This is a genomic window from Johnsonella ignava ATCC 51276 (genome assembly GCF_000235445.1).
Taxonomy (GTDB): Bacteria; Bacillota; Clostridia; order Lachnospirales; family Lachnospiraceae; genus Johnsonella; species Johnsonella ignava.
In genome coordinates this window covers 118342-135969 of record NZ_JH378832.1, presented here as the reverse complement: position 1 = coordinate 135969, position 17628 = coordinate 118342, and the positions used below count along the sequence as shown (strand labels likewise).

At 36.0% G+C, this 17628-nt stretch carries 12 protein-coding genes; 11 read left to right on the top strand and 1 reads right to left on the bottom strand.

What is annotated here, in order from left to right:
* Positions 1-16: 16 nt before the first annotated feature.
* The 7 genes from thiH (at position 17) to HMPREF9333_RS06455 (ending at position 9572) form a co-directional block, all read left to right on the top strand.
* On the top strand, positions 17-1252 hold the full coding sequence (gene thiH, locus HMPREF9333_RS06485; protein ID WP_005540745.1) for a 2-iminoacetate synthase ThiH: 1236 nt from the start codon (positions 17-19) through the stop codon (positions 1250-1252).
* Between the two features lie 2 nt (positions 1253-1254).
* Positions 1255-1983, top strand: a complete 729-nt coding sequence (locus HMPREF9333_RS06480) for a thiamine phosphate synthase (protein WP_005540744.1) — start codon at positions 1255-1257, stop codon at positions 1981-1983.
* 396 nt (positions 1984-2379) lie between these two features.
* Entirely contained in the window at positions 2380-3879 is a 1500-nt protein-coding gene (locus HMPREF9333_RS06475) for a DUF2828 family protein (protein ID WP_005540743.1), read from the top strand.
* Between the two features lie 308 nt (positions 3880-4187).
* A complete protein-coding gene (locus tag HMPREF9333_RS06470; protein WP_005540742.1) occupies positions 4188-5078 on the top strand; it encodes a fructose bisphosphate aldolase in 891 nt (296 codons plus the stop codon).
* A 237-nt stretch (positions 5079-5315) separates the two neighbouring features.
* Entirely contained in the window at positions 5316-7454 is a 2139-nt protein-coding gene (locus HMPREF9333_RS06465; protein ID WP_005540741.1) for a hypothetical protein, read from the top strand.
* 589 nt (positions 7455-8043) lie between these two features.
* On the top strand, positions 8044-9186 hold the full coding sequence (locus tag HMPREF9333_RS13300; protein ID WP_040882458.1) for a hypothetical protein: 1143 nt from the start codon (positions 8044-8046) through the stop codon (positions 9184-9186).
* Positions 9187-9236: 50 nt separating this feature from the next.
* Positions 9237-9572, top strand: a complete 336-nt coding sequence (locus HMPREF9333_RS06455) for a hypothetical protein (RefSeq protein ID WP_005540736.1) — start codon at positions 9237-9239, stop codon at positions 9570-9572.
* 264 nt (positions 9573-9836) lie between these two features.
* On the opposite strand, the gene HMPREF9333_RS06450 is transcribed toward HMPREF9333_RS06455, so the two are convergent.
* Positions 9837-10982 carry a PTS transporter subunit IIC gene (locus HMPREF9333_RS06450; RefSeq protein WP_083816602.1) on the bottom strand — a complete coding sequence of 382 codons (1146 nt, stop codon included), beginning with the start codon at positions 10980-10982 and terminating at the stop codon, positions 9837-9839.
* Between the two features lie 485 nt (positions 10983-11467).
* Between HMPREF9333_RS06450 and HMPREF9333_RS06445 the strand changes: the two genes are divergently transcribed.
* From HMPREF9333_RS06445 to HMPREF9333_RS06430, 4 genes are all read left to right on the top strand, one after another.
* Complete coding sequence (locus tag HMPREF9333_RS06445) at positions 11468-12829, top strand: MATE family efflux transporter (RefSeq protein WP_005540732.1); 1362 nt, start codon at positions 11468-11470, stop codon at positions 12827-12829.
* A 325-nt stretch (positions 12830-13154) separates the two neighbouring features.
* Positions 13155-13757, top strand: coding sequence for a TetR/AcrR family transcriptional regulator (locus HMPREF9333_RS06440; protein ID WP_005540729.1), 603 nt, complete (start codon positions 13155-13157; stop codon positions 13755-13757).
* Positions 13758-13791: 34 nt separating this feature from the next.
* Positions 13792-16260: a PEP/pyruvate-binding domain-containing protein gene (locus tag HMPREF9333_RS06435; RefSeq protein WP_005540722.1), complete on the top strand. Its 2469-nt coding sequence runs from the start codon at positions 13792-13794 to the stop codon at positions 16258-16260.
* 1 nt (position 16261) lies between these two features.
* Positions 16262-17608, top strand: coding sequence for an MATE family efflux transporter (locus HMPREF9333_RS06430; RefSeq protein WP_040882456.1), 1347 nt, complete (start codon positions 16262-16264; stop codon positions 17606-17608).
* Positions 17609-17628: the final 20 nt, after the last annotated feature.

Here is a 17628-nt window from a genome sequence, read left to right as displayed (position 1 = left end):
TTAATCGGAGGAAATTATGGCTAAAAACGATAACGGCAATAATAATGAAAAAGTCAATGTAAGTATATTAAATGATACCATACTTGAGCATCAGAAACAGGCGAGAACCGATCATATGCAATATCTTGACGATATGGAAATCATCAATTCCGATATTCAGGACAGGGTAATAGAGAGAATGAAAGCATATACTCCTGAAAACTTTACAAAATCCGATGTTTTAAAGGCACTAAGCCATGACATATGTACACCGTCTGATTTTGAAGCTCTGCTTTCACCGGCTGCCGGCTTTTTTTTAGAAGATATTGCTAAAAAGGCAAGGAAGGCAAAGGAAAGGTATTTCGGAAATTCAATAAATATATTTACGCCTTTATATCTTGCAAACTATTGTGAAAACTACTGCATATACTGCGGTTTTAACTGTTATAATAAGATAAACAGGGCAAAGCTTAATCCTGATCAGATTAAAAAGGAGATGGAGCATATAGCGGCTTCAGGTCTTGAGGAGGTACTACTTCTTACAGGAGAGAGCAGAAAAGCCTCTGATGTTGAATATATAGGTCAGGCATGCAGGATTGCCCGTCAATATTTTAAGGTAGTGGGACTTGAAGTGTATCCGCTTAATTCAGATGAATATAATTATTTGCACAGATGCGGTGCTGATTATGTAACGGTATTTCAGGAAACATATAATTCGGATAAATATGAGACTTTACATCTTAAAGGGCATAAAAGAGTATTTCCATACCGTTTTAATACACAGGAGAGAGCGGTTATAGGCGGTATGAGAGGCGTAGGTTTTGCGGCACTTTTAGGGCTTGATGATTTTAGAAAGGATGCGCTTGCCACAGGCTATCATGCCTACCTTATACAAAAAAAATATCCGCATGCCGAGATAGCACTTTCATGTCCAAGGCTCAGACCTATAATCAACAATGATAAAATAAATCCTATGGACGTACATGAGGCACAGCTTTTGCAGGTTGTATGTGCATACAGAATATTTATGCCATTTGCCAGTATTACCATATCTACAAGAGAATGTGCAAGGGTTCGTGATAATATGATTAAAATTGCCGCAACCAAGATATCGGCAGGTGTTTCAGTCGGAATAGGGGAGCATCTGGGAGATGAAACAAAAAAGGGTGATGAACAGTTTGAGATTTCAGATACCAGAAGTGTTGATGAGGTGTATAATGCCATTATAGAACTTCGACTCTGGCCTGTAATGAGCGACTATATATATGTGTAACTATGAGTGAGATAGTATGTATTACAAACAGGCATCTATATAAAAATAAAGAGGGCTGTATAAGGTTGTACGGGGATATTGATTCCGGGGATACACATAGCATACTTAAAAATACTTTATATAAATCTGAAGAGGATATTTTAACTTACAACCTGCTTTCAAGAGTCAGACTCTGGATCAAATGCAGGGTTGACAAAATTATTCTGCGTGAAAAGGATTTGGAAGTTTCCGGGTATATAGAGCTTGCAGAAAAAGTATTAAAATTATGCAAGGGAACTGATACCGAATGTATACTCCATAATTTCGCAGATGCTGCGGCTGTATTTGACTGCAAAAGGATACATTTTCCCCTTGATATGCTTTACAGGCAGCCGCAGAGCCGGCTTGAGGGCTATGAGATGATGGGAGTTTCATTACATTCGGCTGATGAGATTAAAGACTTGGAAGATTATATAAATAAAGTACATATTAAAAAAGAGAATGTTTATATAAATGCCGGGCATATTTTTGAGACGAAGTGCAAGGAAGGTCTAAGTGCAAGGGGAGTTGATTTTTTAAGAGATATATGTGAAAAAAGCCCTTGGAAAGTTTATGCCATAGGAGGTATAAATAAGGATAATTGGAAAGTTGCCCTTGATGCAGGGGCATATGGTGTATGTCTTATGTCATCAGCTATGCAGTATGAAGAAAATACTTTTTTAAAATTATGTGATGATATACACAAATATTAAATATAATTTTCTTTTGACAGAGTATTAAACTCCGATATTGATGACCGGCGAAATACTGAGTAGTTAATAACTGTAAAAGTTGCGTACGGCAATGTTCGCAACTTTTTTTTCGTGATAAATATCGTCATAGGGTATAGAATAACACCATAACAAAGATGCAAACAGCAATTTTAAAGCAAATCTTATTGACAGTTATAAACTTAACTGGAAAAGTTTGTCGGAAGCGATTTCCGACGTGCTAATAAAAGCATCTTGTAAAAGGCACATACAGCAATTTAAATAGCTAATGGCTAAGCAAATGCGTAACAACAGTTATGCATTTCGGGTTCGAATCCCGTTTCACAAAAGGTGCCTTGTTTTAAATTATAAATAAATATAAAGAAAAGGAGAAAAATCATGTTAGACCACATCAAACAGGAAGGTAATATGACTTTAACGGAAAATGGTGCAGCTACATATCTGACAAGCGGTTCAGATTGTTTAGATTTATTTGCAACTGTCGGAGCTTTAAGACATGCTTCCGATGAAGAAATAATATCAAGATTTATATGTGCATATACTGAAAATCCCGTATTGGCAATGAAGCTCCTTTTCTTTGCGAGAGATATAAGGGGCGGACTTGGTGAAAGGAGAGTATTTCGTACGATTTTTGCATGGCTTGCTAAAAATGAGCCTGATTCAGTAAAGAAAAATATAAAGTATGTAGCAGATTACGGTCGCTTTGACGATTTATTGGCACTTATAGATACGCCCTGCGAAAAAGAAATGTTTGAGTTTTTAAAAAGCTGTTTAGACAGTGATTTAGTTAATATAAATGAGGGTGAAAATATATCACTTCTTGCCAAGTGGCTGCCGTCTATAAATACTTCGGACAAAAGAGTGGTGTATAAAGCCAAAAAGCTTGCAAAAGCTTTTGGAATGAATAGCGCAGATTACAGGAAAGTATTAAGCAGATTGAGGGCAAAAATTCAGATCATAGAAAATAATCTTCGCAAGATGGACTATTCATTTGATTATGAAAAGCAGCCCTCCCGTGCGATGTACAAGTATAAGAAAGCTTTTTTAAGAAATGATGAGGACAGATACAGTGCTTTTCTTAGCAAGGTTGTTTCGGGGGAAGCAAAGCTGCATGCCGATAATATATCGCCCTATGAGCTGGTTGAGCCTTATCTTATAGAAGACTGGCGTAGATGGAAATGCGACGGGAGAGTTTATATGAAAACAATTTCAGAGGCTGAAAAGGCGATCCTTAATACAACATGGAATTCTATACCTGATTTTGGTAAAGATGAAAATGCGATTGCAGTTATTGACACATCGGCTTCTATGTATTATCAGAGAAGTCCGCTTCCCGCTGCCGTAGCTTTATCATTAGGCTTATATTTTGCAGAACGCAATAAAGGTATATTTAAAAATCATTTTATTGAATTTTCTAATAAAGCACAGCTTATTGAAATAAAAGGGGAAACATTTGCAGATCGTCTCAGATATATTGCAACCTTTTGCAAAGTGGCAAGTACTAATCTGGAATCTGTATTTAATCTTATTTTGAATGCGGCAAAAAAATATAATGTAAGTCAGGATGAAATGCCTAAAAAGCTTGTTATCATTTCGGATATGGAGTTTAATTCCTGTGTAGAAAATCCTGATAAAATAAATTTTTATCAGGCTAAACAAAGGTATGAAGGAAGCGGTTACAAACTTCCTGAGATAATATTCTGGAATGTTGCAAGCAGAAACCGTCAGCAGCCTGTTACTATGAATGAGCAGGGCGTTGTACTGGTTTCGGGAGCGACACCGAGGATATTTTCAATGGTTGCAGGCGGTAAAACTTCTCCTTATACATTTATGCTTGAAGTTTTAAACAGTGAGAGGTATATGAAAATAGCAGCATAAAATATACAGGTTTAAACCTGGATTTTTAAAGGTACTGAAAGCAAACCTTACAGAAGTGTTGTGAATACGATATTTCTGTAAGGTATTTTGTTGTTCTGCAAATATTTTTTAAAGTTTTGTGCAATTCATAGGGTATATTATGTATTTTTTGACAAAAATATTGTTACAATAAAAACATTTAAAAATTTAATAATATATACTCTTATCAAGTTATTAAAAAAGGTGTATAATAGACCTGAAACGACACTTTAAGTGAAGGTTTAAGCGTTGGATATTATCCGGCGTTCACCAGGAAAGGAGAGATTACTATGAATCACGAACAACTTGAACGTATGAACAAAGGAAAGGGTTTTATCGCCGCATTGGATCAAAGTGGCGGTTCAACACCAAAGGCACTTAAGGCATATGGTGTTGATGAGAGTTCCTATAGCAGTGAAGATGAAATGTTTGATCTTGTACATGCTATGAGAACAAGGATTATTACCAATCAGGCTTTCAGCAGCGAAAAAGTGCTTGCAGCCATACTTTTTGAACAAACTATGGATCGTAAGATAGAGGGCGAATATACCGCCGACTATCTGTGGAATGTTAAAAAAATAGTTCCTATACTTAAGATAGACAAGGGGCTTGCAGAAGAAAAAAATCATGTAAAGCTTATGAAGCCTATTCCGGGACTTGATGAACTGCTTGAGCATGCTGTAAAAGAGCGTCATATTTTTGGAACAAAAGAGCGTTCCGTTATACTTGATTACGATGAGCAGGGTATAAAGGAAGTTATAGACCAGCAATTTGAACTTGGACTTAAAGTTTTCAGCCATGGACTTGTACCTATATTAGAACCTGAGGTTGACATCAATAACCCGAAAAAGGCGGAGTCTGAGGAATTTATGAAAAAGTGCATTAAGGAACATCTTGCAAAACTTGCACCTGACGTAAGAATAATCTTTAAGGTAACTATACCTACAAAGGCTAATCTTTATGAAGATATCATGGCTGATCCTCATGTGGTTCGTGTAGTTGCACTTTCAGGCGGATATTCAAGGGATAAGGCGAATGAACTTCTTGCCGAAAACCGTGGACTTATAGCAAGCTTTTCAAGAGCTTTGGCAGACGGATTATCAGCCAAGCAAAGTGATTCGGAATTTACAGAAATGCTTAAAGGTTCAATTGAGAGTATTTATAAGGCATCAATCAGCTGATATATTTTTATAATTTGATTTTTAATATATAAGAGGGCAGAGTATTTGTAAAAACAGATAGTTACTCTATAAAATGCCTCTCAAGAAATGAATTGATGAACAGATATCAGATTTTTCCGCTGTTCATCAATTCATTTAAGCAGGTAAAAACTATATCCATACTTATAAATCATCATTATCAAAATTCATTCACTATAGAAATGTGCTGTATAAAAATTTATTATAAATGAGGGTTATATGAATTCGACAAATAACGGTCTAGGTAAAGTTAAATTTCCACTGATAATTGTGGCACTTTTGCTTATTGTTTTGACATCTGCAGTGCTTTTCGGTGTCCGTACTTTTTCTTTAAGGTATGAGGGTACTAAAGAAGAGACTTTGTCAGAAACTAAAAAAGAAAAAAAGTTTCAAAAAAAGAAGAAAAAGAAGGTTGAAAAAGACGGCACCCTTACAGAGATAAGTTCACTCGGAGATACGGCACCGGCTTCCAATCTTTTGGGAAACTGCTATGTTATTACTGACGGAACAAAGATTTTTTTTAAAAATCAATATGACGGCTCCGAGATTTACTCATATTCAGGTTCAGGAAGTGTAGGGAGTTTAAATCGTATAAGCAGTCATACAGCGGGGCAAATGTATTACTACAAAGACTATATATACTATACTGATTGGATAGATGATAAAAATGTGCCAGGATCTGTAGCTATTTACAGGGCAAAAGCGGATGGAAGTGCAGAGGAAATGCTTATGCCTTTTGACACAGACAGTTTTTATCTGATACTTGAGGCTCTTGCCGACGGAAAGCTTTATTTTACATTCAACAAAGAAGCCGCAGACGGTAAGAGTATCTATCAAATGGATTTAGAGACTCTCAATGTGCAGCTTTTATACACCATACCTGTGGATATGTCTACAGAATTCTCACTTGTAAATGCTACAAAGAATGGTCTGTATTTTAAGGACAAGGAAGGACTTAAAAAACTGAATCTTGAAAATAAGAAAATTGAGCTTGTAATCAAGGGCTTTGATGCAATGTACTATACTATATATAAAGGATACGTGTACTATACTCAGTCTAAAAAGGGTAAGTATGATAAAAATATTGTAAGAAGAGTGTTTTTAGACGGAAGTGATGATGAGCTTATCTATACTGCAAAAGAATCATGGATTTATGATATCACTGTCTGTGTACTTAATGATAAACTTTTTATATTAACCGACTCCGAACCGGATACTTCCGATCCGCAGGGTAATATATATGCATGTGAGCTTGACGGAAGTAAGTTTGGTATAATATCGGATAAGGCAAACTTGTTTGGGATGACAGACAATGCGATATACTACGGTTTTTCCGATGAATCTAAAATTACGGAAACAAACACTGTATGTAAGAGATTTGAAGCTACACGTTCCGCTCCTACTTATAAAAGAGACGTAAGCGGTGAGGGAAAGATTTCCGATGAGTATTTATTTTTAGATCCCGAGGCTCTTAATAAAGCTTGGGTAACTTGTAAAAACTACACTAATTTTTACAATCCTCAATCCCAAGGCTTATATAAAATAGACTACCTTTACTATGATGAGAATGGAGAGCTTTATAAAAACTCTTGGAAGAATATAGATGGTAAAGACTATTATTTCGGAGAGGACGGCAGAATGTATTCACAGGAGTTTACACCTGACGGTTACTTTGTAGGTGTGGACGGTACGGTGAGTAATTTTATTGCTCCGTTTAAGTTTGTATATAGTGAATATCCTAATGCGGGAATGCACATTAGTACAGATAAGTACAATGAGGATAATACCGAAGGCTTTTATAAGGGTGATAAAACTTCAACTGTTATAGACAGAGGTCAGGTGTATGAACTTACAAATACAAATATATTTGCTACAACCTCATTTTCTGAAGAAGAAGCAGCACAAATGGAAGCCGGATACAGCATGTATATAAAAGGAAATTCTTTGTTTTGTACCGTAACGGGAAAAGAGGAGTATAATGAAGACTTTCAGGGAGAATGTATAGGGCTTAAGCAATCAAAATTTCCTGATATAGAGTTTAAGCTTGTTAAGAATGCAGAGAGCGGCAGGTATGTTCTTAAAGTAAAAAGAGGTATCGATTCAAAAGTAATTCCTCTTTCATTTATGATATACTCAGGTTCCGTATATGTAATGAAGGATGCCAAGCTTGACATATATAAAGCAGATGCACTAAGCGAGCCGCCTGTTGAGACTACTTTTGCAGATTATAATACTTCGTTCAGAGAAGTTATTGCGGAAAGTGGAGAAAATCCTGATGAATTTTATTTTAAAGGTAATATAGTGTATTTTGATGGCAATAATACCTACTCAATAACTAAGCTGAATATGTATAATTAAAAACTCAAATTTTTCACATTACTAAGGTGCGATGAATATTTACAAATGTACCCTTATAGTTAAAGAGGCTGTAAAATAAGTTTCTAATCAAACAAGTGCCTGAACCGGAAGATATCGGTTCAGGCACTTGTTCACTTTGATATTCCTGTTTTCATAAAATTGGCAGTTTTCATATAAAAGCACACATTTCCCCCCGCTCTGCTCTAAAAATTAAATAAGTTTTATTAGGTTCGGCTGCTTTTTATAGTTTAACAGTACTTTAAAAAGGCAATTAATTGCATATTATTCATTGAATACTATTTAATATTGGAAGCAAAAAGTATTCAATGAATAATATATTTTTTTGATTTTTCGGTGTACTATTAATAAAAGTAAATAACAAAACTTAAGCTGGCATAGACTTCTAAAGATATGGGGAGATTGGATAAAGCTAAAAAGCCATTTTTAAGAAAAAAGTTATAACTTTAAGAATGACAGAAAGGGGATATACTATGTGAAATAAGAGGTTAGGTTATTGAGAGTTTTGCAGTGTTTTTTAATAAAGGCGTTACAATTTTAGTTATATTGAAGTAGAAGGGAAATTATATTTATGAAAATCAAGGGCTTAATCAGTAAGAGTCTTGCGATATTAGGTATTGCTTCAGGGCTTTTGTTTATCAACTCTCAGCAGGCACATGCAACTATTATTGATGCGGATTATAAACCGGAACTTGAGTATCAGTATGGACAACTTGTAGATGAGCCGACAGGATACAATTTATCAATACAAGGTTCGGGTTTTTCAGGACAACCTATAGGAGAAAGCAGTTTGAATTTTGATGCTGATACAAATGGTGCTTTGAAAATTACAGGCTCTGCTGAACCGATTGGCAGGTATGAGCTTGATTTGACATCATCACCTATTGATGTATCGACTCCTACGGAATTTATAAATTTATATGTACATATTAAGGCGAATATATATCTTCCGTATGAGATAACATATGTAGATGAATCGGGTAATGTATTGCTTACAGAGAGTGGAAAGGAGTATGAAGATAATAAATGGGAGAATGTACAGAGTGAATTTATCGCTTCGGCAACATCAAGCAATGCAGGTAAAAGGTATCGTTTAAAGGCAGCACAATCCTATCCTGAAACGCAATTTAAGCAGGGTACGCCTCCACAAGTATTTGTAGGTTTGGACGTTGCAACGTCAGAAAACGGGTCGACATTAAAAAAAGTAAAATATACTTTAGTATGTGAGCAGATAGGTAACTCAGGCGGCGGCAATTCCGGTGGCGGTAACTCAGGCGGCGGTAACTCAGGCGGCGGCAGTTCAGGCGGCGGCAGTTCAGGCGGCGGCTCAAGCGGCGGCGGCAGTTCAAGAATAGGGGGTTCTTCAGTACTTCCCAAGACAGGTTGGATATACAATGAGAAAGAGGATGCATGGTACTATTATAGCGGATATACAAGAAATACGTTAAAGAAAGGCTGGCATCTTGATCCACAGGATAAGCATTGGTATTATCTTGACCTTGAAGACGGAAAGATGTTCAAGGGTTGGCATTTAATATCGGATAAGTGGTACTTCTTTAATCCGAATACACCAAAGTGGACATGGGAACAGCACAGTGATGGTGAATGGTATTATAAGAATCTTGAAAACTCAAGACCGCTGGGTTCTATGTATGCTAATGAAAAAACACCTGACGGATACAAAGTAAATCAAGACGGGCAGTATGAGCAGTAATAAAATAACATAGACATTAATTATATAACTTTTAGAGAGGGGGAGCAGTTATGAAAGGTATAAAGATAGCTATAATGTCGGTAATTTTTTCTGTTATATTTATAGCAAATGCATATGCCGGAATGTGGAGATATGAAGTTAATACCGACAGATGGTGGTATTCTTATGATGACGGTACATGGGCGGCAAATGAGTGGGTTTGGATAGACGACAACTATGACGGAATAGCGGAGTGCTATTGCTTTAATCGTGAGGGGTATTTGCTTATGGGCGGATGGACTCCCGATGCTTATTATGTAAACGATTATGGTGCCTGGACAGTTGGAGGCATAGTACAAACCAAAGCAATGTGGCATGACTACTATGATTACGATTGGTATAATTAGCCTGTATAGGCAAGGCGGCAAACAGATCGTAAATATAAATTTATAAAGTAAAGTCAGCCGTACCGGGACATTAAAGTTATAGACTGTGGTTTATTATCTTTGTCCCGGTGCGGCGGTTTTTATGCCTTAATTCATACTTCTATACTTTTTTAAAGTTTATAACTGGTATATAAAGATATATAAGTCAGGTATGTTAAATTAAACTGCTTTAATAAAACGGCGGTCATTTTACTTAACGCTCACTGAAATAGAGGGCGTTATTTTTTAGTTAAGTTTCATATCTCCGGTCTTTACCCAGCCAAGTTTTTTAAAGGCTATATTAAGTAAAGGACAGATAAGTGCCGGAAGTAAAAAGGAAATCATGATAAGACCTGTCCAGTCAAAGGCGGTAATTGAGGCTTTGCTTCCTTCCTCTATATGCTGAAGCCAGCCGGTATATACACCGATTTGCCCTACCAGTCCGCAGGTTCCCATGCCTGATGAAATAGCGGCTCCATCCATGCGAAGATGAAATATACAGGTTGCTATGGGACCGGTAATCATTGAAGTAAGACAGGGAGCGATCCAGATACGGGGATTTTTTACAATATTGCCCATCTGGAGCATTGAGGTACCGATTCCCTGAGAAAGCAGACCGCCCCATTTATTTTCCGGGAATGAGGCAATGGCAAATCCTACCATCTGAGCACAGCATCCGGCAAGTGCAGCCCCCCCTGCCAGCCCGGTCAGCCCAAGTGCGGCACAAATGGCAGCGGAGGAGATTGGAAGTGTCAGAGCCATACCGACTATTAAAGAGACAAAAATCCCCATCCAGAAGGGCTGCAATTCAGTTGCCCACATAATTACATTGCCAAGCTTCATTGCAGCTTTGCCAATTGGCGGTGCCCACAGAGCGGATAAAAGAACGCCTATTGAAATGGTAACCAGGGGAGTAACTAAAATATCAATCTTTGTTTCCTTTGAAACTGCTTTGCCGGCTTCTGCAGAGCAGACGGCAATAAAGAGTACAGCTAAAGGACCTCCTGCACCTCCAAGTGCATTTGAGGCAAAACCTACCGTAACCAGTGAAAAAAGCACCAGAGGAGGACAGTGAAGAGCATAGCCTATCGCAACTGCCATTGCAGGACCGCTCATAGCCCCTGCCAGCCCGCCTACTGTGTATTCAGTACCTGCTATTACGGCGACAGGGACGGTTAAAGGTTTGATAGAAAAGCTGGAACCGAGAGTATTTATGATAGTGCCTATTAAAAGAGAGCAAAACAGTCCCTGTGCCATAGCACCCAAAGCATCGACACCGTAACGTTTAGCAGAGATTTCTATATCCTTTCGTTTTAAAAATGCCAGAAAGCCTTTCCATACTTTACCACCGGTTTCTTTTTGTATATTTTCTTTTGTTTTCCGAGTATTCATATTTATTACAATTCTCCTTATAAAACCTGCCGTTTTAATGCTGAGGCTGATGTATTTAAAAAAAACTACAAAGTACATCAGATTTAAATTAAAATAATCACTGTCTTTTATAACTTTCATTCTTAATGCAACAGCCCCGCTTGGTAAAGTATTCTACATCTTTAAGTCTAATTTGTAAATATACCCTAACAACAAAAAGTATTTTCTGCAGGTAATGAATATACATTTTTGTAATTATCTTTGTTATGCTGTCGATTATAGTACGAAAATAAGTTTAGGCTTATGAAATTATAAAATTCTGTATAAATCCGTTATCAGGAAATGAGTGATACAAGTCTGCAATTATGGCAAAAAGATATGTACTGTTTAATCTTTAACTTAAGGTTATGTGATTAAGCTATTGTAATTGAATGAGTTATTTGCAATAATATAATGGGTATTAAAGCTATCAACCTGAAAATATACTACAGTCAGGAGTTATATTTATGAGCAATAATATAAATATGTCAAATAAATCATCGGTTACTGATATACCGTTTTTTAGAGAAACTATGATAATTGCTGTACCGGTCGCATTGCAGTCAATGCTTCAGTCTTCTTTCTCAATGATTGACCAGATTATGGTCGGACAGCTTGGGGAAGCACAGATAGCGGCAGTTGAAGTAGGCAGCAGGCCGGCGTTTATATTTTCATTTGTAAGCGGTGCGGTTGCAACAGTATGCAGCATAATGGTTTCACAGTATATTGGAAAAAAGGATGAAAAATCACAACAGAGGGGGATTACTACCAACCTTGCTATAACAACCGCTATTGCACTGATATTTGCATTAGTCTGTGCGGCATTTGCCGGCGGTATATCCGGAATTTTTTCAAAGGACCGTACTGTAATTGATTCTGCCGGAGTTTATATGAGAACTCTTGCACCGGTATATATCATGTCCGGAATTGCCACGATTTTTGCCGTACCGATAAGGTGCAAAAATCATGCAAAAATTCCGCTTTATATAAGTGCTTTGGCAGCACTTATAAATACATTTCTGAACTGGGTATTGATTTTCGGAAAAATGGGATTTTATCCAATGGGAATCAGAGGGGCGGCAATCGCTACGGTTATTTCACAGACCGTCAACATGCTGCTTATGCTGGCAGCTTTTTTAAAAGTAAACGGTAAAATCAAATTTGAATTAATAAGAGGAAAGGATAACTGGAAACAATACTTGTTTATGCTTCTTCCGGTAGTGCTTAATGAATTTTTATGGACTGTAGGTCAAAGTGTAAATACATTTATATATGGGCATCTGGGTACTGACGAGCTTGCTGCAATGTCTTTGACGGGACCCGTTCAGGGACTTATGATTGGTGCTTTAAGCGGAGTGGCGCAGGCTGCCGGAATTCTTATAGGGAAAAGGCTTGGTAAGGGGGATTACGAGTCGGCATATAAAAAATCTAAAAGGCTGTGTATCTATGGGTTTGCCGGTTCTGTCTTTCTTTCTGTAATTCTCATCATATTTAGAGGTTTTTATATACGCCTTTTTAATGTAAATTCTGATGTACAGAGCATTGCTTTACAATTATTCCTTGCATTTGCGATTCTTGCACCTGTTAAAGTCGGAAATATGGTGCTTGGCGGAGGTGTGATACGCAGCGGCGGGCGGACAAAATATATATTGATGATAGATATAATAGGTACATGGCTCATAGGAGTTCCTCTTGGCTTATTGACGGGAATTATATTTAAAATGCCTATTGTCTGGGTATATTTTATACTGTCTCAGGAAGAAGTTTTTAGATTGTTGCTGTCAGTTCATATGTTCCGCAGCAAAAAATGGATGGAAACACTTAAATAGAAAATGAAAAGGTAAGAACAGATAATTATATATTTGTAAAAGCGGGATAATTAAATAATAGGAATTAATATTAAAATTTTAGAAAAGTAAAGGGCTGTAAAACCTGTACTTTTCTTTTTTTATATTTAAAATTCTGAATTAATAAATACAGATAATCTACACAAATTAATAAATAGAAATTTATACATAAAAAACAAACGGCAGTCAATGAATAAAATTAAAAATATTCATTGACTCTGAATAAAAGCTTTATTATAATGGCAGTGAATATAATTAATAAAATTCATACTGATATTATAAATTAAAAAGACACGGGGAGGTTTTTATGCCAAGGGCATTTACAGAGGCAAAAAGAAGTGAGATAAAAGAAAAAATAATGGAAACAGCCCTTGAGCTGTTTCATGATAAAGGGGTTAAGTCTTTAAGTATAGGCGAATTAACGAAAAGGGTGGGGATTGCACAAGGAAGCTTTTATAATTTCTGGAAAGATAAGGATTCACTTATTATAGAGCTTATTACTTACAGATGGCTTCAAAAACTTGATAATATTGAAAAAGAGTTTTGCAATTCCCTTGAAGATCCGGCAGGATTTTTATCGGATATAATATACAGCTATTCTATGGATATTATGATTAAAATTAAAACTCAGCCTATCTATAAGGAGGCATTTAAAATATTTAGAGAAAAAGGCAGGGATAAAGTAAATAAAATTGAAAATTTTTATGCTGAATTTTTAAGTAAGCTTATAAATTACTGGAAAGAAAATTCGGCTGTTAAGACAGTAAATAAACAGGGGCTGGTAAATTTATTTACAGGGAGCTTTATACTGTGCTCAAATTACGGTTATTTTGATGAGGAATATTTTGATGAAATACTGAGAATATATGTTGATTCAGCAGTAAATAAATATATTGAAGCGGCAATTTAATTGCAGCTATTTTAAATTTAAAGGAGTATTAGCTATGATTCTGGATTTTAAAGATATAAAAAAAGAGGATGTATCAAGTGCAGGGGGCAAGGGAGCTAATCTGGGAGAGATGATATCCGCCGGAATCAATGTTCCGGATGGCTTTGTAATTACAGTAGATATCTATAAGGAATTTATAAAGGAAAATAATATTGAAAAATTTATTTTTGAAAGACTTGAGGAGGCAGGGGAAGATGAGAATAAACTTTTAGCGGCTGCAGGTGATTTTAGAAAAAAAATTAAAGATGGAAAGTTTCCGTTAAAAACGGAAGATAAAATCAGGAAGAAATATTTAAGTCTTGGAGAAAATATAAGAGTTGCAGTGCGATCATCAGCTACGGCGGAAGATTTGCCAAAAGCCAGTTTTGCCGGTCAGCAGGAAAGTTATTTAAACGTAAGAGGGGTAGAGGATGTGCTTGATAAGATAAGAAGCTGTTATGCATCACTTTGGGGAAACAGAGCAGTAATTTACCGGCTTCATCAGGGATATGATCAAAATTCAGTTGCTATTGCGGCAGTTGTTCAGGAAATGGTGGAAAGTGAAAAGGCGGGGGTTTTGTTTACGGTCAATCCGGTTAATAAAAATAAAGATGAAGTACAGATAAATGCAAGTTACGGTTTAGGAGAAAGTATTGTAAGCGGCAGAGTAACAGCTGACAGTTATATTGTAAATAAATCGGGAAAAATTGTTGATATAAATATCGGAAGTAAGGAAATACAGATTGTTTATGCGGATAAAGATACCAGACAGGAGACTGTAAGCAGTGAAAAAAGGTCGGAGAGGGCATTAAATGATAATGAAATAAAAGCCCTTTTAAAAGCCGGATTAGAGATAGAAAATCATTACTGTATGCCTATGGATATTGAATGGGCCATAAAGGGTGAAAAAATATATATATTACAGGCAAGAGCCATAACCGGTTTGGAAAATGATGTTCAGGAGAAAGTGATCGAAAACTATATAAAGAACACAAGGCTCACGGGAATTATGAAAAAGAATATGGCTTTTCAGTTTGAAAAAATGCCGTTTGCATACAGGTCGCTGGATTTTGATTATATGATAGCGATTAACGATCAGAAAGCGAGGATATTTGCGGAAATCGGTATTGAATTAAATTCCAATCCCGGGATAGATGAAGATGGTATTCAAACACTTCCGGGGAATAAAAAGGGAATTAATAAAAATATATTACATATTTTCAGAACATTGAGATCGTTTAAAAACTTTGAATATTGCTATAAAGTATGCAATGAATTTATGGATAAATATAAAAAGGAAATAGAGAAAATAAGGTCATTAAGCTTTGAAAATATGAGTATACAGGAATGTGAAAAATTTATGGCTGTCAGCTATGAGCTGACAAAAAATCTTGCGTATGACAGATTCAAATATGCATTATTCCCATCAATGTTTATGTTTAATAAATTTACAAAACTTATAAAAAAGATAAACAGGTCGTATTCTGCATTTGATTTTTATTGGGAACTGAACAATAAGACTGCCGTTATAAGCAGTGATATAGCAGACATGGCTTATAAAATAAATAAAAACGGCAGGTTAAAGGAGGCTGTATTATCAGGTGCAGACTTTGAAGTTTTAAGTGCAGACTTTCCTGAATTTAAAAGTCTTGCGGATGAGTTTATAAAAAAGAACGGCTTTAAATCGGATTATAATTGCTACTGCATTGAAGCAAAAACATTTATTGAGGATCCTGACAGGATTATAAATATTTTAAGACCGATTTTAAATGCGGATGACAGCAGTGATTTTAATAATAAAAATAAAGATTTTGCCGCCTTAATGAAAAAAATTGAAAATATCTGCGGTAATAAGTATACTGCCATAGAAAAAGATATTCACTATTTCAGGTATTTTCATATTGTTCGTGAGGAATCGCAATATATGTGGGAATGTTTGTTTTATTATGTCAGAAAGTGTATTATAAGAATTAACAGGCTTCTTTTAAACAGTACAGATTATAAGCATGGAGTTGCAAATCTTTTTCATCATGAACTGCTTAATGTTCTTAAAGAGGGCTGTTTAGATGAGTTTTATAAAGAAAAGATTATAAGAAGAAATGAAAAGTTTCCTCTTGCCATTAAGGTCTGGGAAGCTTCAAAACTGCTCGTTTTTGAGACGGGAGGAGATGTTCTAAAAGGTGTGGGTGCCAGTGCCGGAAGTGTGGCAGGAAAGGTTTGTATTATTTGCAGCCCTAAAGAGTTTTATAAGATGAAAAAAGGGGATATACTTGTATGTCATCTTACAGATCCGGAATGGACACCTTTATTTAAACTGGCAAGTGCTGTGGTTGCAGATACAGGAGCCGCTTTAAGCCATGCCGCAATTGTTGCCAGAGAATTTAATATACCGGCAGTACTTGGTGTGGGTTTTGCAACTGAAAAATTTAAGGACGGGGACATGATAAGGGTGGACGGTGATAAAGGTGAGGTCAGAAGGTGCTGATATGGAATTAAAGGAGGCAAGACGTTTAAAAATTTTAACAGAACCTGTATTTTTGCTGCTGGTTAAAACCTCTATTCCGACTATAATAGGGATGCTTGTAAATGTTATTTACAATTTAACAGATACGTTTTTTGTAGGTATATTGAATAATCGTTCTATGACTGCTGCGATCGGCGTTATATTCAGCTTTGTAAGTATTATTCAGGCAGTAGGATTTTGGTTCGGATATGGCAGCGGCAATGCCATGTCAAAAAAAATCGGAGAAAAAGACTATAAAGAAGCTGAAATAATTTCTTCACTAGGTATTATTTTTGCAGTCGCAAGCGGAATTATAATTGCAGTTTTATCAAAAATCTTTATAATTCCGCTTGTAAATTTAATAGGAGGAAATGCATCTGAAAATTTAATGATTTTTTCTGTCAAGTATTTAGATATAATTATTGTAAGTATTCCATTCGGTTTATATTCTATAACAGTTTATAATCAGCTTAGACTTTGCGGCAACGTAAAGGATGGCATGACAGGTCTGCTTGCAGGAATGTTTAGCAATATGATTTTGGATCCTATACTTATGTTTAAATTAAAAATGGGATTTATAGGTGCCGGATATGCAACGCTTATAGGGCAGATTATAGGCTGTATAGTTCTTACTGTACTTAGTAATGGAAATATCCCTATAAGTATAAGTAAGGCAAAATGTAATAAAGAGCGTATTTATCATATTTTGGCAGGCGGATTGCCTAATTTTTCAAGACAGGCGATTACAAGTGCCGCATTGATACTGCTGAATGTAACTGCAGCCAGGTATAAGGAAAGCATTATAGCAGCTTTGACAGTCAGCTCAAAGGTCATAGCACTTGCATATATGATTATGATTGGCTGGGGGCAGGGTTTTCAGCCTATTTGTGCGATGAATTACGGTGCAAAGAAATATGAAAGGGTAAAAAAATCATTTATTATTACAGTTTTTTGCGGAACTGTTTTTCTGATATTTTCTGCCATTATACTATATATATTTTCTGAACAATGTATAGGAACTATGACCAGGGATAAAGAGGTAATTGAGATCGGGGCAAGGATACTTCGGCTTCAATGTTTTACATTACCGTTTATAGGTTTTTTTGCGGTAAGCAGCATGCTTATGCAGAATATAGGGCAGTATTTTTTGGCACTTATTATATCCGTATCTCGTCAGGGATTATTTTATATACCCCTTTTATTTATTCTTCCGGCGGTATATGGAGAATTCGGAATTTACCTGGCACAGCCGGTTTCTGATTTTTTATCGTTTATTCTGGCAATTATTATAGTAGGAAACTACTACTTTAAAATCATCAAAAGAAGCTGAGAGATAATGATTTATCAGAT